This is a genomic window from Foetidibacter luteolus, from assembly GCF_009650435.1.
GTDB classification, from domain to species: domain Bacteria; phylum Bacteroidota; class Bacteroidia; order Chitinophagales; family Chitinophagaceae; genus Foetidibacter; species Foetidibacter luteolus.
On record NZ_VVIP01000035.1, the window covers coordinates 363,969 to 385,481 of the forward strand.

The 21,513-nt window shown below is 45.5% G+C and carries 21 protein-coding genes; 11 read left to right on the forward strand and 10 right to left on the reverse strand.

The genetic code is table 11. The features are described from left to right. The first annotated feature begins 62 nt into the window (after positions 1 to 62). Positions 63 to 1,010: a CPBP family intramembrane glutamic endopeptidase gene (locus F0364_RS10845; RefSeq protein WP_153797794.1), complete on the forward strand. Its 948-nt coding sequence runs from the start codon at positions 63 to 65 to the stop codon at positions 1,008 to 1,010. A 17-nt stretch (positions 1,011 to 1,027) separates the two neighbouring features. Here F0364_RS10845 and F0364_RS10850 read toward each other — a convergent pair whose 3' ends face one another. Next, positions 1,028 to 1,297, reverse strand: a complete 270-nt coding sequence (locus F0364_RS10850; RefSeq protein ID WP_153797795.1) for a hypothetical protein — start codon at positions 1,295 to 1,297, stop codon at positions 1,028 to 1,030. 365 nt (positions 1,298 to 1,662) lie between these two features. Here F0364_RS10850 and F0364_RS10855 point away from each other — a divergent pair, with 365 nt between their 5' ends. Next, positions 1,663 to 2,733: an ABC transporter permease gene (locus tag F0364_RS10855; protein WP_153797796.1), complete on the forward strand. Its 1,071-nt coding sequence runs from the start codon at positions 1,663 to 1,665 to the stop codon at positions 2,731 to 2,733. Between the two features lie 9 nt (positions 2,734 to 2,742). Here F0364_RS10855 and F0364_RS10860 read toward each other — a convergent pair whose 3' ends face one another. The 4 genes from F0364_RS10860 to rbfA form a co-directional block, all read right to left on the reverse strand. Next, complete coding sequence (locus tag F0364_RS10860) at positions 2,743 to 3,213, reverse strand: Lrp/AsnC ligand binding domain-containing protein (RefSeq protein ID WP_235921056.1); 471 nt, start codon at positions 3,211 to 3,213, stop codon at positions 2,743 to 2,745. Positions 3,214 to 3,866: 653 nt separating this feature from the next. Continuing rightward, the gene (locus F0364_RS10865) at positions 3,867 to 4,130 is read right to left on the reverse strand and encodes a hypothetical protein (protein ID WP_153797798.1); all 264 of its coding nucleotides are present in this window, start codon (positions 4,128 to 4,130) and stop codon (positions 3,867 to 3,869) included. Positions 4,131 to 4,228: 98 nt separating this feature from the next. Beyond that, positions 4,229 to 5,449, reverse strand: coding sequence for an FtsX-like permease family protein (locus F0364_RS10870; RefSeq protein WP_153797799.1), 1,221 nt, complete (start codon positions 5,447 to 5,449; stop codon positions 4,229 to 4,231). 18 nt (positions 5,450 to 5,467) lie between these two features. Continuing rightward, entirely contained in the window at positions 5,468 to 5,851 is a 384-nt protein-coding gene (gene rbfA / locus F0364_RS10875) for a 30S ribosome-binding factor RbfA (protein WP_153797800.1), read from the reverse strand. 83 nt (positions 5,852 to 5,934) lie between these two features. Here rbfA and F0364_RS10880 point away from each other — a divergent pair, with 83 nt between their 5' ends. Continuing rightward, positions 5,935 to 7,758 (forward strand): ABC transporter ATP-binding protein, encoded by a 1,824-nt coding sequence (locus F0364_RS10880; protein WP_153797801.1) that lies wholly within the window; start codon positions 5,935 to 5,937, stop codon positions 7,756 to 7,758. An 82-nt stretch (positions 7,759 to 7,840) separates the two neighbouring features. On the opposite strand, the gene F0364_RS10885 is transcribed toward F0364_RS10880, so the two are convergent. The 3 genes from F0364_RS10885 to F0364_RS10895 form a co-directional block, all read right to left on the reverse strand. Beyond that, complete coding sequence (locus F0364_RS10885; protein WP_153797802.1) at positions 7,841 to 8,263, reverse strand: c-type cytochrome; 423 nt, start codon at positions 8,261 to 8,263, stop codon at positions 7,841 to 7,843. A 600-nt stretch (positions 8,264 to 8,863) separates the two neighbouring features. Continuing rightward, a complete protein-coding gene (locus F0364_RS10890; protein WP_153797803.1) occupies positions 8,864 to 11,032 on the reverse strand; it encodes a xanthine dehydrogenase family protein molybdopterin-binding subunit in 2,169 nt (722 codons plus the stop codon). A 19-nt stretch (positions 11,033 to 11,051) separates the two neighbouring features. Next, positions 11,052 to 11,519, reverse strand: coding sequence for a (2Fe-2S)-binding protein (locus F0364_RS10895; protein ID WP_153797804.1), 468 nt, complete (start codon positions 11,517 to 11,519; stop codon positions 11,052 to 11,054). 158 nt (positions 11,520 to 11,677) lie between these two features. Here F0364_RS10895 and F0364_RS10900 point away from each other — a divergent pair, with 158 nt between their 5' ends. The 5 genes from F0364_RS10900 (at position 11,678) to F0364_RS10920 (ending at position 14,958) form a co-directional block, all read left to right on the forward strand. After that, the gene (locus tag F0364_RS10900) at positions 11,678 to 12,508 is read left to right on the forward strand and encodes a prolipoprotein diacylglyceryl transferase family protein (protein WP_235921057.1); all 831 of its coding nucleotides are present in this window, start codon (positions 11,678 to 11,680) and stop codon (positions 12,506 to 12,508) included. Between the two features lie 249 nt (positions 12,509 to 12,757). Beyond that, on the forward strand, positions 12,758 to 14,164 hold the full coding sequence (locus F0364_RS10905) for a radical SAM protein (RefSeq protein WP_153797806.1): 1,407 nt from the start codon (positions 12,758 to 12,760) through the stop codon (positions 14,162 to 14,164). Between the two features lie 14 nt (positions 14,165 to 14,178). Further along, the gene (locus F0364_RS10910) at positions 14,179 to 14,421 is read left to right on the forward strand and encodes a hypothetical protein (RefSeq protein ID WP_153797807.1); all 243 of its coding nucleotides are present in this window, start codon (positions 14,179 to 14,181) and stop codon (positions 14,419 to 14,421) included. A 2-nt stretch (positions 14,422 to 14,423) separates the two neighbouring features. Then, the gene (locus F0364_RS10915; RefSeq protein WP_153797808.1) at positions 14,424 to 14,672 is read left to right on the forward strand and encodes a hypothetical protein; all 249 of its coding nucleotides are present in this window, start codon (positions 14,424 to 14,426) and stop codon (positions 14,670 to 14,672) included. Between the two features lie 7 nt (positions 14,673 to 14,679). Next, positions 14,680 to 14,958 carry a hypothetical protein gene (locus tag F0364_RS10920; protein ID WP_153797809.1) on the forward strand — a complete coding sequence of 93 codons (279 nt, stop codon included), beginning with the start codon at positions 14,680 to 14,682 and terminating at the stop codon, positions 14,956 to 14,958. A gap of 181 nt (positions 14,959 to 15,139) precedes the next feature. Here F0364_RS10920 and F0364_RS10925 read toward each other — a convergent pair whose 3' ends face one another. After that, entirely contained in the window at positions 15,140 to 16,513 is a 1,374-nt protein-coding gene (locus F0364_RS10925; RefSeq protein WP_153797810.1) for a HAMP domain-containing sensor histidine kinase, read from the reverse strand. Positions 16,514 to 16,516: 3 nt separating this feature from the next. Further along, positions 16,517 to 17,194, reverse strand: coding sequence for a response regulator transcription factor (locus F0364_RS10930; protein ID WP_153797811.1), 678 nt, complete (start codon positions 17,192 to 17,194; stop codon positions 16,517 to 16,519). Between the two features lie 271 nt (positions 17,195 to 17,465). Here F0364_RS10930 and F0364_RS10935 point away from each other — a divergent pair, with 271 nt between their 5' ends. From F0364_RS10935 to F0364_RS10945, 3 genes are all read left to right on the forward strand, one after another. Beyond that, the gene (locus F0364_RS10935) at positions 17,466 to 18,644 is read left to right on the forward strand and encodes a thiolase family protein (RefSeq protein WP_153797812.1); all 1,179 of its coding nucleotides are present in this window, start codon (positions 17,466 to 17,468) and stop codon (positions 18,642 to 18,644) included. A 599-nt stretch (positions 18,645 to 19,243) separates the two neighbouring features. Continuing rightward, positions 19,244 to 20,083, forward strand: coding sequence for a universal stress protein (locus F0364_RS10940; RefSeq protein WP_153797813.1), 840 nt, complete (start codon positions 19,244 to 19,246; stop codon positions 20,081 to 20,083). Between the two features lie 389 nt (positions 20,084 to 20,472). After that, positions 20,473 to 21,372, forward strand: a complete 900-nt coding sequence (locus F0364_RS10945; protein ID WP_153797814.1) for a serine hydrolase — start codon at positions 20,473 to 20,475, stop codon at positions 21,370 to 21,372. Positions 21,373 to 21,513: the final 141 nt, after the last annotated feature.

Genomic DNA, 21,513 nt, shown 5'->3' on the forward strand with positions numbered 1-21,513 from the left:
AGCCAATAAAATGGCGGGTTATTACAAAAGAATCGCAAATTTACGGCTTATAATTTATTTAGATGTACGGGCAACAAAGAATGGGTTACTGGAACCAATTGGCTATAGTATTGGGATTGGTTGGCGGGGGATTGATAGTAGGCAGTGTAATAGTGCTGGCAGTTGTATTTGCAATTCCCGGCACTAATATCGAAACCCTTTTCCGCGATGCAAATAACGTGGGACTTGTAAGAATACTGTCGCTACTGAACGCCCTGGTAGGCTTTGCATTGCCTGCCCTGGCTTTTGCCATGATAGTAAACCGGAAAAAGCCATTTGTTCAGTTGGGTGCAACACACTCGTTTAACATACGCCAGGTTTTTTTTGTAGTGGTTATTGCCTTTTCCGCTGTTTATGTTGGCGCCATGCTGGCGCAGGTAAATGAGCTTATACCAATTAGCAAATCGCTGGAGAAAAGATTTAAGGCCGCGCAGGAAACATACATGAACAATGTAATGGCTATTGCCAACATGAGGGGTTTTGCCGATTACCTTATAACCCTGGTATTGATTGCCCTGCTGCCAGCCATCGCCGAGGAATTACTCTTCAGATCCTGCCTCCAACCAGTAATGATCGGGCTAACCCGCCATGTATTTGCCGGAATATTAATCAGCAGCATTTTATTCAGCCTTATGCACTTTGAATATTATGGTTTTTTAACCCGCATGTTCCTGGGCATGTTGCTGGGCTACATTTATTATTACAGTAAAAGCTTCTGGCTAAATGCATTGGCGCACTTTATTAATAATGCCATTGGTGTTACACAAATGTATATTCTTAGCAGGCAGGGTAAATTGAATACGGCGGCTATGGATGACAGATTTCCCTGGGCAGTTGGCATTGGGGCTACTGTTCTGCTGTTATTCCTGGTAGCACGTTTTAAGCAGGAGAGTGAAAAATATAATGCAGAGCACCCGGCGCCGGAGCCCGCCATTGAAGATGAGATTGGAAAAACAACAGCCGGCGATTAGCCGGCTGCTGCAAATTATCACGCTTCAACAGGTTCAAGATTGTTCTTTTTAACAAACTCATCCCTGTATTGCTGAAGCTTGTCAAGCAATTGAGAGAGGCTTTCTAAACTTGTATCTGCCTTTTCATGAATATCCGGGAGTTCCTGGTCAAGAATACCCACACCGGCATTAATATTTTCAGCTTCTACCTGTGCAATTTTTTTCAGTACGGCTGTCTGGCTATTTTTCAGGTCATCCAGCTCACGTACCATTTTCTCAATCAGTTCTAATTTTTGCCTTTTTTCCATAAACTATGTTTTGAGAAATAAAAGCACAAATAGCATACATAAATTCAGTGAGGGCGGTAATGTTTCCATTCCTTTAACATAAATAGCTAATAAACCGTTGTAATACAATGCGTTTTGATTAAAAATAAGACAGCAGTTGTACAAGCAAAAGGCAGAATATTTTCCACATGTACAGCCTATGCCGCTTAATTTTTTGGTGTCGGACGTCCGGTTTTTCAATGATACATCGTTGCGTCGCACTACTTTCATCGTTTGGTTCATTGGGCAGCTTTTCAGACCCGGATAGATTTTTGGGATAGTTGCTTATCCCTTCCACTATTTGACTATCGCCGCAGGCGAGCAATTTTATTTGGTATCTTGTCCCCGTGCCAACCACCACGTTTTACAATACCGCTTTTTGGAAAAGGCTGCGCAAAAACCGCGGCGCAGTAGCCGGCCTGGCAGTTATTTTATTGGCAGTTATTGTAGCGGTTTTTGCATACTACATCGCCCCGGATAAATCACCTTACGCCAACCGCATTATACCTGAAATAGCTAATCAGAAACCCGGGTTCAGCATATACTTTTTACGGCATAAAAAAAATACTGAGACTGTACATTTTCTTTCGCAACTAATTAACGGTCAACCTGATGTGTATGAATACGTACCTGTTTCTTCCTATAAAAAAATAGCGGACAGCATTATTGCCGAAAAATATATTGATGAAGGGGTAACCGAGAGATTGAGTGTACCTGCACCCGCGGCCAATATTGTGCAGCAAAAGTTTTACCTGGGTACAGACAAGTTTGGGCGTGATATTTTAAGCCGGCTGGTTGTAGGTGTGCGTGTTAGCCTGAGCGTTGGGCTGATAGCCGTGATTATTTCGCTAACCATAGGTATTTTCTTAGGGGCTGTTGCCGGTTACTTTAGGGGCAAAGCAGACAATATGATCATGTGGCTGATAAACGTTGTATGGAGCATACCGGTGTTACTGCTGGTATTTGCCATTACCTTATTGCTTGGTAAAGGTTTCTGGCAGGTTTTTATAGCAGTGGGGCTTACCATGTGGGTAAATGTGGCCAGGCTGGTACGGGGGCAGGTGCTGGCCGTGCGGGATTTGGAATATGTGGATGCGGCACGTGTACTGGGCTTTTCCCCGGCTCGTATCATCGCTGTGCACATTTTGCCCAATATATTGGGGCCCGTACTGGTAATAGCCGCGGGTAACTTTGCTTCAGCCATTGTTATTGAGGCCGGGCTGAGTTTTTTGGGTGTAGGCGTACAACCACCGCAACCAAGCTGGGGGCTGATGATAAAAGAAAATTATAATTTCATCATCACCAGCAACCCAGTGCTGGCATTGGCGCCCGGCATAGCGATTATGGTGCTGGTATTGGCTTTTAACCTGTTGGGCAATGGGTTGCGGGATGCGCTTAATGTAAGGGGTAAGATATAAGCCCCGGCCTTATTCCCCGGCGCCGGTTACCTGCACATTGCGCATAAAGCTTTCTTCCAGCGAAATAAATGTTTCGGTACGTTCTATCCCTTTAATCTTTTGCAGTTCATCGTGCAGTACATAGCGCAGTTGCTGTATGTCTTTACAAACAATTTCGGCAAACATGCTGTAGTTGCCGGTTGTGTAGTTAAGCCGCACTATTTCAGGAATCTTCCGCAAATCCTTGGCAACGGTATCGTAAAGGGAGCTTTTTTCAAGATAAATGCCGATAAAAGCGATAACATCGTAGCCTAAAGCTTTTAAATCTACATTTAATCTTGTACCTTTAACAATCCCAAATTCCTGCAGCTTTTTAATGCGTACATGTATAGTACCGCCTGATACAAAAAGCTTCTTTCCCAGGTCGGCATAGGAGATTTCAGCATTCTCCATCATTTCCTGGATTATTTGAAAATCCAGCTTGTCCAGATTTAATTTCACAGGTATATTTTTGGTTTTAAGTGTAAATTTTCTAACGAAAAAACCAAATTATTGAATAATTTCGATAAATTCAAATTTTTTATTGAAATATTTGCAATGAAAAGAATCTTTTTATTAATATTGCACTTCCAATAAAGAAAAAGGTTCTTTTATACTGTGGGGTGATGAAACTTTTGGCAGACATGCCCTCTCGTCTCGGGGGTGGGGATTACAGGATAAACGTAGCATAGAGCCTTCCGCAAGGAAGACCGGGGTTGACCACCGGACTTTGTACTACAGCTAACTGCCCCGTGTAGGTTCGACTCCTACCCCTACAGCAACTATTGCTTGAACAGCCTTGTAAATCATTGATTTGCAAGGCTTTTTTATTTTCAGGGCTACCCTCTTTGTATTCTTAAGCCACCAATATCAGCTACAATTCTGAACCCAGCAACGGGTATTTAAAAAAGGCGACCGGCTACACCTGAGGGTGAGGGATTGAAGCGGTTACCCCGGTGAGGGCAATGTGCATGGGCCTTGTGCCGGAGTATGAGCACAACCGAGAAAAAGTAACTAAATGTTGCTTTGACGAAGGTTGCGAACGCAGTTCTGCCCGACCCCTTGCGATAGCTTGGGGGCACCCCCTACCATTTACCCTCATAATTACCTTACCATCAGCCTTTAAAAATTGTTTTTAGCAACCCATATACGGCAAACAAATGCACCAGGCAAAGTACAAAAAAAGCCAGGTTAAGCAGGCCAAAGGGTTTACCATATTGTTTTTTTCTGCCAATAAATACATTCAGGAGTGCCAGGCCAAGACCTGCTAAATACAATACCGGTATATCTTTAAATGAAGGGTTTTTGCTGTTAAACCATAATAAGGCAATCAATAGTACATAAAGCAATAATATCAACCAGGCCAAGGCGTTTTTCATGAAGCATTAATTAGCATGAAAGTAGCAATTTAAACCCATTGAACCACAAACTGTAAAGCAAACTGCCCAGGTGATAAAATTGGGTAAGTAGCTGTGTCTTAGCTTTTTAAAGAAAATTGCTGTGCGCCGGCCTTGCGTGCCGGTATCCAGGCGGCGGCAATGGCAACCAGCGTAACGGTGGCTCCCACCAGCAAAAAATCGAACACGGATAACTGCACGGGATAATAGTTAATGATAAAAGTGCCGCCTTCCAGCTTAATAAGGTGAAAATGAACTTGTAAAAAACAAACCAGCAATGCCACCAGCATGCCGGCAATACCTCCAATACCGGCCAGTACAAACCCTTCGCTCAGGAATATTTTTTGCACCATGCTGTTGGTAGCACCCATGGCTTTAAGCACAGCGATATCTTTCTGCTTTTCCAGCACCAGCATGGTTAAAGCGCCAATCATATTAAAAGCGGCCACTACCAATATCAGGGAGAGGATGCCGTAGATAACCCATTTTTCCATTTGCATGATGCTGTACAGGCCCTGGTTTTGCTCGTAGCGGGTTTGTACTTTAAAGGAAGGGCCCAATACTTTTTCTATCTGCTCTTTGTACAATGGCATTTTTTCGGGGTCGGCCACATGCACTTCAAGACCGCTGTATTCGTCTGGCTTAAGGCTTAGCATATACTGTACAAAATCCAGGTTGGTAAAAGCGTATTTGTTGTCAAACTCCTGCTGCACCATAAAAGTGCCGGCTACGTTAACCTCGTAGGAGTTCATGGCATCTTCTATGCCCGTATAATTAACAGCACTCCGGTTGGGCAGGTAAATAACAAGCCCGTTGCTAAGTCCCTCGGGGTCTGCCCGAACGGCGTTTTCAATACCGGCGCCTACCACCAGCAATGGGGTATCTGTAACGCCCAGCCGGTAATTACCCCTTATAATGTGGGCGGTAAGCTTGTTTACATCTCCGTAATTTTCATCAACCCCTTTTAAGAAGACAATAGATTGCGATTCACCATTTACCAGTACGGCCTTTTCCTCTACTACCCTGCTCGTTTTTTCAATACCTGCAACGGCCTGTATTTTTTTTAGGCTGGCATCTGTTATCTGCACAAATTTTCCTTTGGAAGGCGATACTTTGATGTCGGAATAAAAATCTCCATAAAGCCCCTTTACCAGGTTCTCAAACCCGTTGAACACGCTTAAAACAATAATTAAAGAAGCGGTGCCCACGGCAATTGCCAACACACTAATCCATGCAATGATATTGATGGCATTGGTTGACTTTTTAGATTTGAAATACCGCCAGGCGAACAACAGGTTCAAGAGCTTGCTATTTGTGGGTTATGCCTCGCCGGAAGGCTTGTTGCCGCCAGCTTCGCTGTTTATTTGCTTGAAGAGTTCTTCCATTTTAAACACATGGTCAAGCGTATCATCCTGGTAATAATGAATTACCGGGATGCGCCGCAACTGGTGTTTTACGCGGTCTGAAAGGTCTTTTTTTATTTCCCATGCCCTGTCCTCAATCTTTTTCATGGCCGCTTTTTCATCATTTACCTTAAACAGGCTGAGGTAAATTCTTGCTTCCAGCAGGTCCGGCGTTACTTTTACCGAGGAGATGGATACCATGCCTCCGTCAATCATGTTCAGGCCAAGACGCCTGAAGATATCGTTCATTTCTTCCTGTATTACACCGGCTACCTGCCTCTGACGTTTTCCTTCTTCCATAATTGTACCTTTACAGGCCGTAAAATTAACATGATTGAACTATAGCAGCGCCATTTTATTACCCGGCGCTTAATTATAACATAATGAAGAAATATTCAAGGCTTTTTACTTACCTGGCACCACTGAAAGGAAATATCGTTCTCTATGTAATTTTCACCATACTTTCCATTATTTTCTCCATCGTTTCCCTGGGTATGCTGATACCTTTTCTTGATTTGCTTTTTAACCCGGATAAAAGGGTACACGAGTTGCCATCTGGTGGTTTTAACTCCGGCAACCTGTTACAAACGCTTAATTTTTACCTTACCAAAATAATAGATGCACATGGTACTGCATATGCATTAGGCGCCATTTGCATTATTATTATTATAAGCATATTGCTGAAAAACCTTTTTCTCTACCTAACCTTTTATGTACTATCGCCCATGCGCAACCTGATTATGGAAAGGCTGCGCAACGACCTGTACAATAAAATACTACAACTGCCCATCGGCTATTTTACCGAGCAGAAGAAAGGCGATATCATCAGCCGCATGACCAACGATACCAATGAACTGGAAGGCAGTGTTATCGGTACCATGGAAGGCTTTATTAAAGACCCCATCAACATTATCTTCATTTTGGGCAGCCTTGCATTTTTAAGCCCGCACCTTTCTTTGTTCCTGCTGGTGTTTCTGCCATTAACCGGGTTTATTATAGGCAGGGTTAGCCGCTCTTTAAAAAAAGCGGGCAACCAGGCTGCCATTAAGTACGGGGAGGCGTTATCCACTTTGGATGAAACACTTTCCGGCCTGCGTGTTATAAAGGCCTTTAACGCGGAGGGTATATTGCGCAACCACTTTTTTAAAACCAATGCCGCACTTGCCGATATTAAAACCCGAATGAATTACAAACGGGACCTCGCTTCGCCCATGTCTGAATTTTTGGGTGTGTTAGTGCTTTGCGGCATACTGTATTTTGGCGGCAGGCTAATTCTGGGCGGTGGCGATATAGGCCTTACGCCAAGCGGTTTTATGGCTTACATAGCGTTGTTTGCGCAGATTATAAACCCGGCCAAATCTTTATCCTCTTCTTTTTACAGCATGCAAAAAGGCACAGCCGCCATTACACGCATAGAAGAAATACTGAAGGCCAATATTACCGTTGAAGACAAAGTAAACGGCCAGCAGTTAACCGACTTTACAGACAGTATAGAATTTAAAAATGTACGCTTTGGCTACGAAGAAATTACCATACTGGATAACATCAACCTGCGGATAGCGAAAGGCAAAACCGTGGCACTGGTTGGCAGTAGCGGCGCAGGTAAAAGTACCCTTGCCGACCTTGTTCCACGCTTTCATGATGCCACGGCGGGGGAACTATTGATAGATGGGCTGAACATAAAAGAATATTCCCTGGCCAGCCTGCGCAGCCAGATTAGCATTGTAACGCAGGAACCCATTCTGTTTAATGATACTATTGCCAACAATATTTCTTTAGGCAAACCTGATGCAACCACAGAGGAAATAGAGCATGCCGCAAAAGTGGCCAACGCCTACAACTTCATTGTTGCCAAAGATGAGGGTTTTAATACCAACATTGGCGACAGGGGCAGCAAACTGAGTGGCGGAGAAAGGCAACGCCTTACCATTGCTAGGGCGGTATTAAAAAACCCTCCGATACTTATACTGGATGAAGCTACTTCTTCCCTGGATACCGAAAGCGAAAGGCTGGTGCAGGATGCTATTAACAACATGATGCAGAACAGGACCAGTATTGTGATAGCGCACAGGCTCTCTACCATTCGCCATGCGGATGAAATTATTGTAATGCAAAAAGGTGAAATTGCCGAACGGGGCACACATGATGAGCTACTTAAAAAAGGCGGCATTTACAAGCGCCTGGTGGATATGCAGGAAGTGAGATAAAAGATGTTGCCACGGAAACACGGAGGAGGGCAAATGCCACTGATTGAATGACGTGGATGATGATTCAACCAGTGGCGGATTTTTATTTTCTTTCGGCTTTTACTTCTGTGGGCACTACTGCTTCTCCCTTGTTGCCAAAAGAGTTGCGTATAAAGTTCAGCACATCGCTTACTTCGGTATCGTTCAGGTCTGTTGGTTTCATTTCGCCGTTGTACACAACACCATTCACTTTCATTTCCCCGGTTACGCCATAAATAATTTCCTTGATGGAACGTTTCTTGTCCGCCATCAGGTAGTCTGATTTAGCCACTGGTGGAAAAGCGCCTTCCACGCCCTGGCCCTCGGCCATGTGGCAGAACACACAATGTGTGCTGTAAATTTCTTTGCCGCGTTCTATGCTGGCTTTCAGGTCGAATTTATCCTGGGGCTGCGGTTTAAACGAAAACAATGCTGTACCTACTATCGCGGCACATCCTGTTGCAAAAAGAATATGTTTCAATTTCATAAGCTGGCTGTGTTACTTGCGCCGCTAATATAAGCCGATGTACTTAAAAAATTATGAACAGGCTGTTATTTAAGTCCTGGCTTCCGGCATCTAAGTGGTGACAGTTTTTTAATACCAGCGACAGTATTACATGGCATCGCCTGTTGCGTCGCAATCCGTTCATCGTTCAGTTTTTCATGGCGGCTTTTCAGACCCGGGTAGAAAACAGAATTAACGTGAGCATTGAACATAAAAAATCAGTTAGTTTAAGCGCAACGCCCTTTATTTTCAGGGGCAACATTTTATGCTGATCTACGCATACAACCACAAAGCGTTCCTCCGGAACGCAGGCTGGCATGCTAAATGTCTTCTACCCACAAAGTGTTCCGCTGGAACACCCTTTGCGTACAGCGCTTCTTCTATTTTATCTTACATTGAACTTTGAACAAAGAACATTAAACAACCTGTGCTGCCATAAAATTTCTGTCGCCAAAGGCGGCAGAAACAAAACTACAATGCGGGAAAAGCTGCGTAGCGTATCCAACCGTACACGAGTGCGACGCAACGATGACTCATAGTAGTTCCTATTGCCGGGCTCATAAAAAATCCCCACTGCTAATTTTATACTTCCTCAAGTTTAAAGGGCAATTTGCGTATGCGCTTGCCTGTAAGGTCAAATATAGCATTGCACAATGCAGGGGCAAACGGTGGCAACCCGGGTTCGCCAACACCGCCGGCCTTCTCATCATTTTCCACAATGTGTACCTCAATATCTGGCGTATCGGTAATACGCGGCATTTTGTAAGTGTCAAAATTTTTCTCTACTGCCTTGCCATCTTCAAAATGTGTGGCATGGGTAACGGCTGCGCCCAGCGCCATAATAATGCTGCCTTCTACCTGCGCCTTTACAATATCGGGGTTTACATACCAGCCACAATCCATAACCGCCACCACTTTGTCAATTTTTACTTTACCATCGGCGCCTTTTGATACCTTAACCGCTTCGCCAACAATGCTGCGGAAGCACTCGGTAATGGCTACGCCCCATCCGCTGTTTTTAGACCGGCTTTTCCAGCCGGTCTTTTCCTCCAGGATGGTAATAAGGTTCTGGTAACGCTCATTGTAAAGATGGCTGCGCCTGAAGTCCAGCGGGTCTTTACCTGCCGCTATGGCCAGCTCGTCCATAAAACTTTCAAAAGCAAAACCGTTGGTAGAAGAATATACGGAACGCCACCACATAACAGGTATGGGAGATTTTGTGGGCACATCGCCAAAACTATAATTGGGGATGGATTCAAAGTAAGATTCCAGGAAGCCTTCTGTGGTGCTGTCGTTGTAAGAAGACCTGTCTGCACCGGGGTTTTGGTGGCCCATGTTCTGCGCCGCCATTTTGGTTTGAAAAGCCTGTATGCGGCCACCATCGCTTAACCCTGCCTTACAGCCATATACCGCACCCGGCCTAAAGGGGCCCTGGGTGGTATCATCCTCCCTCGTCCATACCACCTGTACCGGCGCATTAATAGCTTTGGATATTTCAGCCGCCTCATGAGGGTAATCAGTAAAGGCTTTACGGCCAAAGCCACCCCCCAAAAACGTCATATTAATCGTAACATCTTCAGGCTTTAGCTTAAACCTGTCGCAAAGATCGTCCTGTATCCAGTCGGGCGCCTGTATAGGTCCCCATACGTCCAGCTTGTTATCGTGATAATGGGCAACACAGCTAAGCGGCTCCATACAGCTATGGCTTTCGTAAGGGGTTTCATAAACCGCTTCCAGTTTTTTGGCGGCTTTGGCAAAAGCCCCGTCAAAGTTGCCGCCGGTACGTTGGGAGAGAAAAGGCTTTTCCAGGTCCTCATTCATCCGTTTATACAGTTCGGCCGTGTTAAGGTGTTCAAAACCTGTATCATCCCACTCCACTTTTAAAGCCTTGCGTCCCTGCATGGCAGCCCAAAGGTTATCGGCCACCACAGCCACCCCTTCCTGCAGGTTGGCAAATACCCCACGCTGCACTTTAATAACATGCTTAACACCTTTTACTGCTTTGGCAGCACTATCATCAAAGCTTTTTACTTTACCGGTAAAGCGGGGGCTGCGCTCCACCACAGCGTACAGCATACCCGGCAGCTTTTTGTCAAGCCCAAAAACGGCTTTACCGTTTACTTTCAGCGGGGTATCCTGCCTGGGCAAAGGCTTGCCTATTATTTTGTAATCCTTTCTAAGTTTTAGTACCACATTCTTTGGCGGCTCCAGCTTAGAAGCATCCTCCACAAGCTCGCCGTAGCCAAATTTTTTGCCGGAGGGGCGGTGCAACACCTGGCCATTTTCCGCATAGCAATCTTCTTTGGCAGCGCTCCATTTGCCTGCGGCGGCCTGCACCAGCATTTCCCTTGCCGATGCACCGGTACGCAGCAGGTGCTTATAAGCGCCCCTTACGGTGGAGCTGCCACCCGTTATCTGGCTGCCATATTTTTTGGCATTGCCCGGGGCGAATATGATGTTGATGTCGTCCAGGTTTACTTCCAGTTCTTCTGCAATCATTTGAGGCACTACCTGGTAGGCGCCCTGCCCCATCTCTGACCGGTGGTTAAAAATGGTAACCTTGCCGGATGTATCTATAGAAATAAAAGCATTCAGTGCAATACCCATGCTGTCGGCGATATCTCCCCGCATAATACGGGTTGCATCTTTACCCAGAGCAGGCAGGTAAAACCCAATGGTTAGCGCGGCGCCAGACATGCCGGATAACCTGATAAAATTTCTCCTGGATATATTTTGTGCAGTCTTGTTCATGGTAAATGGTTTTTACAGGTTAAGCTTTTTGCATGTTAACAGCAGCGGTTTTTATGGCTTTGCGTATGCGGCCATAGGTGCCGCAACGGCATATATGGCCCTGCATAGCCTGGTCAATTTCTTTTTCTGAAGGGTTATTGTTTTTCTTAAGCAATGCTGCGGCGGCCATAATCTGCCCGCTCTGGCAATAACCGCACTGGGGTACCTGCTCTGCTATCCAGGCTTGTTGTACGGGGTGAGAATTATCATCCGACAAGCCCTCTATCGTGGTTATTTTTTGATTGACCGCAGCCGATACCGGCATAGAACAAGAGCGTACCGGCATGCCGTTAAAGTGAACCGTGCATGCGCCGCACTGGGCTATACCGCAACCATACTTAGTGCCCGTAAGGCCCACAAGATCACGTATTGCCCAAAGCAAAGGCATTTGCGGATCTGCTTCAATTGTATAAGATTTTCCGTTAACCTGCAAAGTGTAGGAAGCCATACTATATGTTTTAGAGGTGAGTTAAGGTACAAAATGACCTATAAGGTACATATATTTTTAGACGAACGGTAGCAAAAGCAAGCCCACCAACATAGCTATCATCAATTGTAGCGGGTTAGCAAACACGATAGATTCTTATCTTTCCCAAAAATCTGGTCTTGCATTTTCCTGTAGAAATAACAGTTGGTTCAGTAAAAATTTTGCTGCACAGCATTGCAGAGCCGCTGGCTTTTTTTATTGGCTTTCGTTACTTTTTATACCTGCGCAAAAAGCAGGGCGATGCTATTAACAGCCAAAACAGGCTATGGGTATTAATCGGCGCTGTTTTTGGCGCTGTGTTGGGCAGCAGGCTTATTGGCGGGCTGGAAAATGTACCGCAAATGATGGCAGCAAAAAACAAGCTGTTTTATTTTTATCAAAACAAAACGGTATTGGGCGGGTTCCTGGGTGGATTGCTGGGTGTTGAGCTGGCAAAAAAACTTATTGGTGAAAAAACTTCTTCCGGCGACCTGTTTGCTTATCCCATGATACTCGCACTCATCATTGGCCGCATTGGTTGTTTCAGCATGGGCATATATGAAGAAACCTATGGTTTGCCCACCTCATTACCCTGGGGTATGCACCTGGGCGATAACCAGCCACGGCACCCCGTTTGCCTGTATGAAACGCTGTATTTACTGTTGTTATGGGCAGCCCTTGTACAATTAGAGAAGAGATACATTTTACAAAATGGCGCCCGGTTTAAACTGTTCCTCATCAGCTATTGCATGTTTCGTTTTCTGCTGGATTTTATTAAGCCGCATTACAGCTTTGGCATAGGCTTATCAACCATACAACTAACGGCGCTGGCCGGGCTTGTGTATTACTACCGGTACATCATCCACCCCGGTTTATTGGTGCAGGAGAGGAAGAAAGCCATTACGGGCCCGGCGGCGGAATACCCTCCATCCCCTGAAGGGGAGTTTTATGAGCCCGGCAGCAGGCTTTAACTGTTCAACGTTCTTTTGTTCAATGTTCAATGTAAGGCTGGTCCGCTTCGCAGCGGGTTTCTGCCACCGCAGGTGTCAGAAACATCCACTATCCGGGTCTGAAAAGCCACCCAATGAACAGAACGATGAAGTGCTTGCGACGCAACTGGGCCGCCATGAAACTATATCGCTGGTATCTAAAAAACGGGTGGGATACGCTGCACATACAAAACTGTATAAATTGTAAAACACAAACCCTAAATTTACTGCATGCCTGAACGCCCATATACCTACTACGATTTTACGCTTAGCCTTTGCCCGCAATGCCTGCGCAGGATAGATGCCAAAATTGTATTTGAAAACAACCACGTGTTTATGCTGAAGAACTGCCCGGAGCATGGCTTTAGCAAAGTGCTGATTGCAACAGATGTGGAATACTATAAAAACATTCGCAACTATAACAAGCCATCGGAGATACCGCTGAAATTTAATACCACCACTCATTATGGCTGCCCTTACGATTGCGGCCTTTGCGCCGACCATGAGCAGCACAGTTGCCTTACGGTGGTGGAAATAACAGACCGCTGTAACCTAACCTGCCCCACCTGCTATGCTATGAGCAGCCCGCACTATGGCAGGCACCGAACCGTGGAAGAGGTAGAAAAAATGCTGGACATTATCGTAGCTAACGAAGGCCAGCCTGATGTGGTACAAATAAGCGGCGGGGAACCCACTATTCACCCTGATTTTTTTGCCATATTGGATATTGCGAAACAAAAGCCCATTAAACATTTGATGGTAAACACCAACGGCATACGTATAGCTAAAGACAAAGCATTTGCTGAAAGACTGGCTGCTTATATGCCCGATTTTGAGGTTTACCTGCAATTTGATTCTTTTAAACCCGAAGCGCTGCAAACTTTAAGGGGCAAAGATTTAACGGATATACGCCTGCAGGCTTTGGAACATTTGAATGAGCTGAACCTTTCTACCACACTGGTAGTTACTTTACAAAAAGGGCTGAATGATGATGAGATAGGAAAAATTATAGAGTTTGCAGTGCAGCAACGCTGTGTTAGGGGTGTTACTTTTCAGCCCGTGCAGATAGCGGGCCGGCTGGAGCATTTTAACCCGGCTACAGACAGGATTACCTTAACGGATGTTAGGCAAAAAATCTTGGGCCAGACAAGCATTTTCCAGGCAAATGATATAATACCGGTACCCTGCAATCCTGATGCGCTTGCTATGGGCTACGCGTTAAAACTGGGTGGGCAGATATTCCCGATGACACGTTATATAGACCCTGCCCACCTGCTAAACAACAGCCGGAACACGATTGTATATGAGCAGGACGAACAACTGCACCAACACATGCTGAAAATTTTCAGCACTGGCATATCCGTTGACAGGGTGGAAAGCAATTTTAAAGAGTTGCTCTGCTGCCTGCCGCAAATACATGCGCCGGGCTTAAGTTACGATAACCTGTTCCGCATCATTATTATGCGTTTTATTGACGCCTGGGATTTTGACGTGCGGGCCATTAAAAAAAGCTGTGTGCATATTGTGAGTAAAGATGGCCGCATGATACCTTTTGAAACCATGAACCTGCTGTACAGGGATGAAAAGGAAGCGCATGCAAAACAACTGCAGAAAGAGAGGGAGGCTGTACTGTTATGAGTAAAATGTGGAAGGTGACCCTGATAACCGTACTTGGTAATTTTTGCTTCCTGGCTTTGGCATTGCTTCGCCTTGGAGATGTTGGTATTGGTGGTGAAATTTTGGTATTGGCATTTCAACTAATTTTCGGAATTGGATTAGCGGGCAATAAAGACAGTCGGCAAACCGGCCAGGGTTTGTTGCTTGGACTAGGTTTGTTTTTGCTGATTGGTGGCGTTACCTGCAGTATCCTTTTTTCCAACATCAACATAAGGTAGTTATGAAGTTGTATAAACCGGTTATCGTTGGCAATAGCATCGCCTTTGCAAGTCTCGCCCTTGTGCTTGGTATGTTCGGTTTTGCCGGGGTAGGCGCTGCCGCATTCTGCATTGTGTTTATTGATTTGTTTGTGCTGCTGGTGTACATTTTTACAAAAAATATGGCTGCGGTAAAAGCCACCTTATTGTGCATAGGAGTATTGTTGCTTACCGGTTTTTCTATTTGTTCTGTTTCAAACGGTGTCGGTTAACCATCATATGAAAAAAACAAGTATTGCTGTAAAAATTCTGTTGGTAAATATCGGGCTGTCCATACTGGTGGCTTTATTATACCTGCTGACGGCATCCCAGCCTGACGGTGAAGAATTTGCATTTGCGGCAGGAATAGCCGCTTTGATGCTGGGAATCATTAACCTTTTTGTTGGCCTGGTACTGATATTCACCCAATACAAAACCTGGCGGGATGGCTTTTTTCTTACATCTGGCGTGCTGCTGTTGCTTAGCGGCATTACCTGCGGGGCAGGAGCTGCCTTATAGCTTTGTATTATACGGTAACCGCCCCATTCTGTAGGAGGAAATGATGCGTTAACATGGGTTATTGCTCAATAATGTACAAGGCGTACAAGAGTGCGACGCAACGATGCCTCATGCATGTTCCTGCTGCCGGGCTCCAAGAAATTCTCATGCTGCTATGCGGCATTTTTATATGCGGCAAACGTTACTCTCTGTCAACAGGCAATAACACCAGTACCTGCGTGCCGTTACCTTCGGCAGAATCTACTTTAATCATACCATGGTGCAGCCTGATAATGTTAAGGCTCAGCGGAAGGCCGATACCATAACCCTGGAACCTCTGCGAGTTAGATGCCCGGAAGAAGGGCTCAAAAACATGCTCCAGTTCATTTTTGGGTATGCCGATACCTTCATCTTCAGTTAGTATATGAATGTAGTCTTCTATTACTTTAATGGTAACTTTTACTGGCCTGTTACCGGAGTATTTGCAGCCGTTCAGCACTATATTACTTAAAGCAAGCTTAAGCAGTTGCTCGTTTCCGCTAACAATAAGGTCTTCAGACGATTCTGGCAAATCATGCAGCAGAAGCTGCACCGTGTTGCTGTTCACTATCTCTTCCACGCTGTGTTTAACCTCGCACATCAGTTCATCTATCCGTATCCTTTTCCATTCCTGCCGTTTACCATCAAAGCCTGTTTGTGCAAGGTTTAACAGGCTGTTGGATATATGCTGCAATTTCTCGGCCTGTGCAAGAATATTCAATACAGATTGCTGCAGCTCTTCTTTTGTACGGTTTACAGACAATGACAATTCAGCTTCCCCTATTATAGACGTAATCGGCGTTCTGAATTCATGGGATGCGTTGCTCACAAAATTGTTCTGCGTTTCAAAAGATGTTTGCAGGCGGTCAAGCATTTCATTAAAAGTGTAACCCAATTCCCATATTTCATCCTGGCCCTTTTTTTCCGGCAGCCGCATGGAAAGGTTTTCTGCATTAATGTTTTTAACCCGCTTTATTATAGTGCGTACCGGCTTAAACGTGTACCGGGAAAAAAGAACCCCCGTGGCATACACAATAACTATAGCTACAATAAAGCCCACCAGCAAAAAATTACGAAGGTTTTGCAGTGTATCGGTTAGCTCTTCATTACCCGCGGAAAGCACAACGATAAAATCGCCCTCATTGTCTTCATAAAAAATACCGGTATAATAGTAGTTTTTCTTTCTGAAGTACGAGCTGCCTGTTTCCGCCACGCTGCGAAAGAAATTGGCAGGCAGCGCGGGCAGTATGGCAGCCTTGTACCCCTGCTGCTGCAAGGTGTCTACCCGAAAAAAGTATTCACGCTCCCCCGGCAGCACTTCCAGGTGTTCACGTCGTATTTCGCTGTAGGCATCAATGGAGGTTTCATCTTTTTCCAACATTACCCTGGCTGCTATGTAGGCACGTATCTCCAGCCTTTTGTAAAAGTCTATGGTAGCAAACCGGCTGGTAAAAAAATAGGTAAAAACGCTTAACAACAATATAACCGTAGCGGTTATAGTGGTAAACAATATGGCAGTTTGCGTTTGTATTTTCAAAAATTAGCCCTCCCTCATTACATAGCCCATCCCCACAACTGTATGAATGAGCTTGCTGTCAAAATCCTTGTCTACCTTTTTGCGCAGGTAATTAACATACACATCCACAACATTGGTAGCCATGTTAAAATCAACGCCCCAAACTTTTTCCAGCAGTTCTACCCTGGATAAAACCTTGTTCTGGCTGCGCATAAAGCACTCCAGCAGCCTGAATTCGGTAGCGGTAAGGCTTATTTCCTGCCCTTCCCGTTTTACGGTTTTGGCGTCAATATCCATTTCCAGCCCGTTAATGGTTAGTTTTTCAGTAAGTTCTTCTCCGTACAGGCCCCTGCGCAGCAGGGAGCGTATTCGGGCCTCCAGCTCAGCAAAACGAAAGGGCTTGGTTAAATAATCGTCAGCCCCGCTGTCAAGCCCGGCAACAATATTTTCAGTGGTTCCAAGCGCTGTAAGCATTAAAACTGGCACCGGCACTTTGTTTTTGCGTAGCTGCCGGCATACTTCAAGGCCGTTTATCCCGGGCAGCATAATATCCAGTATCATCAGCCTGAAAGGGTGCTCCATGGCCATAGCCAGGGCGGTGTGGCCATCCTGCGCCACACTAACTTCATAGCCTTTTTCGCTAAGGCCCTTATGCATCATGCCTGCCACCGCAGGCTCATCTTCTGCAAGTAATATCTTCATGGTTATCCGAAAGTATTATCAAATAAACACAAATCATGCATTTATGTTGGTTAAAAATAAAAAGACTCAGCGGGGGTATTGCCTCCGGCAACAAGGTAAAAATGCTTATGGACCCGGCAGCAGGAACATCCATTGAGCATCGTTGCGTCGCACTCTTATACGTCCAGGTTCTCTATTCAGCTTTGCCCACCGGGTAGACGGTCGCTCTTACATACAACATTTAGTTGCATAAACAACTTTTTATTACATTTGGTTTCTTAAATTGTTTGCTATGCAGGAAGCATATATAGTAGCCGGTTACCGCACCGCTGTTACCAAAAGCAAAAAAGGCGGTTTTCGTTTTTTCCGGCCAGATGATTTGGCTGTTGAAGTCATCAAAGGCCTCGCCGCGGCTGTTCCGCAGCTTGATACCAAACGTATAGATGATGTTATTGTGGGCAATGCTGTTCCCGAAGCGGAGCAGGGGTTGCAGTTTGGCCGTATCATAGCCGCCAGGGCGCTGGGTATTGAAGTGCCGGGCATTACTATAAACCGTTATTGCGCCAGCGGGTTAGAAAGCATTGCCATGGCCACTGCCAAAATAAGAACAGGCATGGCTGATTGTATTGTAGCCGGCGGCACAGAAAGCATGAGCCTGGTACCCACAGCGGGTTGGAAAACGGTGCCTGCCTACAGCATAGCCAAAGAGGAACCTGATTACTACCTAAGCATGGGCCTTACCGCCGAAGCTGTGGCAAAAGAATACAACGTTAACCGGGAAGACCAGGATGCTTTCGCTTTATCCTCTCACCAAAAAGCCATGAACGCCATCACCCAGGGCTTTTTTAAGCCGGGCATTTTACCTGTACAGGTAGAACAGGTGTATGTGAATGAAAAAGGTAAACGTGCCACTAAAACTTTTACCATTGATACAGATGAAGGTGTACGTGCCGATACTACCCCCGAAGCTTTGGCCAAACTAAAACCGGCATTCGCCCAGGGCGGAACGGTTACCGCAGGCAACTCATCCCAAACCAGTGATGGCGCTGCTTTTGTACTGGTAATGAGCGAAAAGATGGTAAATGAGCTTAACCTTAAACCCATTGGCAGGCTGGTAAACTGTGCCAGCGCCGGTGTACACCCCCGTATTATGGGTATTGGCCCTGTGGCCGCCGTACCAAAAGTGCTTAAACAGGCCGGCATGAACATCGGGGACATTGATTTGATTGAACTCAACGAGGCTTTCGCTTCCCAGTCTATAGCGGTCATCCGGGAACTTAATTTAAACCCGGATATTGTAAACATCAATGGCGGGGCCATAGCGCTGGGCCATCCGCTGGGTTGCACCGGCTGCAAGCTTACCGTGCAGGTATTAAATGATTTGCAGCGCCTGAACAAAAAATACGGCATGGTTACAGCCTGCGTAGGCGGCGGGCAGGGCATTGCAGGCATTATTGAGCGTATTGCATAATATCTTCGGTTTGGCATTATACAAAGAAAGAATTTTCAGGGCGTGTCCCTCGTACCTCGGGCCGGGCTTTTCGCTATTACTCCGGCACGGGCAGCGCTGACCCCTCCACCTTAGGCTACCGTGTGTACACGTCTTTTCCAAGAAAAAAAGGGAACACGGATGACACGGATAGAGTGGATTTTCACCGTTTGTTTTCGCAGAATGCGAAAACATCCAGTAAGAAATCAAACTTACAAGCCAGGAAAAGTACGGATTGGCACTGATAATGCTGCGAAGCAGCATTGAAAATTCAGCGTATCCGTTCTATCCGTGTCATCCGTGTTCCAATAGTTATTTGTGTACACACGGTAGCCACTTTTAGGGGGAGTTGGAGGGGGTTCCTCACCGGGGTAACCGCTTCAATCCCTCACCCAAAGTGTAACACTCGTCTGCTTTTGCAAGCAGGTCTTAAATAAGCCTATTTTATATTTCGATATTCTGATGGTATCATGTAGCCAAAAACTATTCCTTAACCCGGTATATTTTTTGACTGATTTAATCAACTGATTTGTTACCCTTTTCATTTATTCATCATAGATTCGGGCTAACAAACATTATTTATGAAAACCATCCTTGTTCCAACCGATTTTTCAGCTACAGCTTCCAATGCCGCCCATTATGCCGTGCATCTTGCCAAACAGGTAAACTGCCATAAAATAATTCTCTACAATGCTTACCAGGTACCTGTTATTACGGACGCGGTAATGACGCCGGTTGAGCTCGTAGGGATAGAAGAAATGAGGGAGGTAAGCGAACAGGGGCTGGAAAAGTTCAGGCAGCAGCTACAGGATTATGCCGGGCCGGAAAGCGATATTACACTTGACACGGTAAGCGATTTTGCCCTGCTTGCCGAAAGCATTGACGATGTATGTAAAGAGTACCAAATTGACCTGATTGTGATGGGCATTACCGGTGGCAATAAAGTAGAAGAAGTGCTGATTGGCAGCAATACCATCAGCGTTGCCAGGCATACTACAGTGCCCGTGATTATCGTTCCTGCCGATGTGGAGTTTACACCCATCCGGGAAATTGTACTTGCCTGCGACTTTAAAAAAGTAGTAGAAACCACACCCGTAGCGCCCATTAAAAAAATTCTGGATGAAACTGGCGCCAAACTGTTTGTGCTTAATATAGACCACAACCGCAAACACCAAACCGGCGAAACGGTATTTGAAAGCCTGCTGCTGGACACCCTGTTGCAAGGTTACAACCCCGAATACCACTTTGCTGACAGCCCCGATTTTGTGGAAGGCATCAACCATTTTGTTTCCGAAAACAAAGTTGACCTCATTATTACCATCCCCAAAAAGCACGGCATTTTCGAGAGCCTGTTTAAACGCAGCCATACCAAAATGCTGGCTTACCACAGCCATGTACCGCTGGTGGTGTTGCATGACTGATTAATAAATTATTTTTCTTGTTTTCTGGAAACTCAATATAAAATGACAGAACCTGTCCCGGAAAGAAACTGGCTTCGAATTTTATCTCCTTGTATTTTATGCGCTGTTTTTTCAGTTGTTGCTATTCTAATTAGCATGCTTCAGCTTAAAAGTTCCCAGGGATGGAGTTTATTGGGTGTAATAATTTATCTACCCTTTTTACTCATTTTGCTAACGATAGACATAGTATTGAAGGTTGTAATTAAGGTTAATACACTTTTGCTTTGGCTAATAGAAATCAGTTTAATTGTATTTGTAATTATTTTGTTTTTGAACAGATGGAATTAACGGGACTCAATATCTTTTACGATAACATTAGCCGGGTGAACTGCATGCCACAACAAACACCAATGAAAAAAATAATTCCTGCTTTTCTCGCAACATTACTGCTAACCGCGTTACAGGCACAGAAAACCGACAAAAAACTTGAGCACCAGTTAAAACAACTCGTCGCCGGCTTCCGTGGCGATGTAGGTATTTATGTGCTGGATGCAAAAAAGAACAAAGTAGCCGCCATTAATGCCGATTCTGTTTTTCCAACGGCCAGCATTGTAAAAATTCCCATTATGATTGCCGTAATGGATAAAATTGAAAAAGGACAGTTAAGCTATCACCAGCGCCTTACCTATACAGATTCTTTGTACTACAACGAAGGTGATGATATCCTGGCATCTTTCAAGGATAGCAGCAGTATTGAGTTGAGTAAAGTGATGATGCTGATGCTTACCACCAGCGATAACTGCGCCAGCCTTTGGCTGCAGGGGCTTGCCGGCACCGGCAGCAGGATAAATGAAATACTGGACAGTACAGGTTATACCCAAACACGTGTAAACAGCCGTACCCCGGGCCGGCAGGGTAACCGGGCTCAATATGGCTGGGGGCAAACGTCGCCCCGGGAAATGGTAACCATTATGAGCCGTATTGTAAACGGCAGCATGTTAAGCCCACAGGCCAGCGAAAAAATGCTGCGCCTGCTGGGCCGGCAATATTGGGATGAAGAGGCTATATCTCAAATACCACCCGGTGTTTTTGTGGCCGATAAAAACGGCGCTGTAGATGCCAGCCGCAGCGAAGTAATGTTTGTTAACGGCCCACACCCTTATACCTGGGCAATTTTTACCAAAAACAACCAGGATACAAGCTGGGAGTATAACAACGAAGCCTGGGTGCTTACCCGTAAAGTTTCTGCCTTGCTTTGGAACTACTATAATCCTGGCGGCAACTGGAAGGGCGCCCCGTTTGAAAAATGATGCCTGTCAATATTTGCCTACGGACGCTTATCTACTCTGTGGGAAAAAGCTGAAGAGAAATTCTACCGGCGATGGGCTGCGGGATTGAAATGAAAACCCCGCTGAAGGTCTTGTGCGGAAGCTCTTGTGGCGGAGTTGCAA

Coding starts and splice junctions, on each gene's coding strand:
- F0364_RS10845 (WP_153797794.1), top strand. CDS start 63: ATGTACGGGCAACAAAGAATGGGTTACTGGAACCAATTGGCTATAGTA.
- F0364_RS10850 (WP_153797795.1), bottom strand. CDS start 1,297: ATGGAAAAAAGGCAAAAATTAGAACTGATTGAGAAAATGGTACGTGAG.
- F0364_RS10865 (WP_153797798.1), bottom strand. CDS start 4,130: ATGAAAAACGCCTTGGCCTGGTTGATATTATTGCTTTATGTACTATTG.
- rbfA (WP_153797800.1), bottom strand. CDS start 5,851: ATGGAAGAAGGAAAACGTCAGAGGCAGGTAGCCGGTGTAATACAGGAA.
- F0364_RS10880 (WP_153797801.1), top strand. CDS start 5,935: ATGAAGAAATATTCAAGGCTTTTTACTTACCTGGCACCACTGAAAGGA.
- F0364_RS10885 (WP_153797802.1), bottom strand. CDS start 8,263: ATGAAATTGAAACATATTCTTTTTGCAACAGGATGTGCCGCGATAGTA.
- F0364_RS10890 (WP_153797803.1), bottom strand. CDS start 11,032: ATGAACAAGACTGCACAAAATATATCCAGGAGAAATTTTATCAGGTTA.
- F0364_RS10895 (WP_153797804.1), bottom strand. CDS start 11,519: ATGGCTTCCTACACTTTGCAGGTTAACGGAAAATCTTATACAATTGAA.
- F0364_RS10905 (WP_153797806.1), top strand. CDS start 12,758: ATGCCTGAACGCCCATATACCTACTACGATTTTACGCTTAGCCTTTGC.
- F0364_RS10915 (WP_153797808.1), top strand. CDS start 14,424: ATGAAGTTGTATAAACCGGTTATCGTTGGCAATAGCATCGCCTTTGCA.
- F0364_RS10920 (WP_153797809.1), top strand. CDS start 14,680: ATGAAAAAAACAAGTATTGCTGTAAAAATTCTGTTGGTAAATATCGGG.
- F0364_RS10930 (WP_153797811.1), bottom strand. CDS start 17,194: ATGAAGATATTACTTGCAGAAGATGAGCCTGCGGTGGCAGGCATGATG.
- F0364_RS10935 (WP_153797812.1), top strand. CDS start 17,466: ATGCAGGAAGCATATATAGTAGCCGGTTACCGCACCGCTGTTACCAAA.
- F0364_RS10940 (WP_153797813.1), top strand. CDS start 19,244: ATGAAAACCATCCTTGTTCCAACCGATTTTTCAGCTACAGCTTCCAAT.
- F0364_RS10945 (WP_153797814.1), top strand. CDS start 20,473: ATGAAAAAAATAATTCCTGCTTTTCTCGCAACATTACTGCTAACCGCG.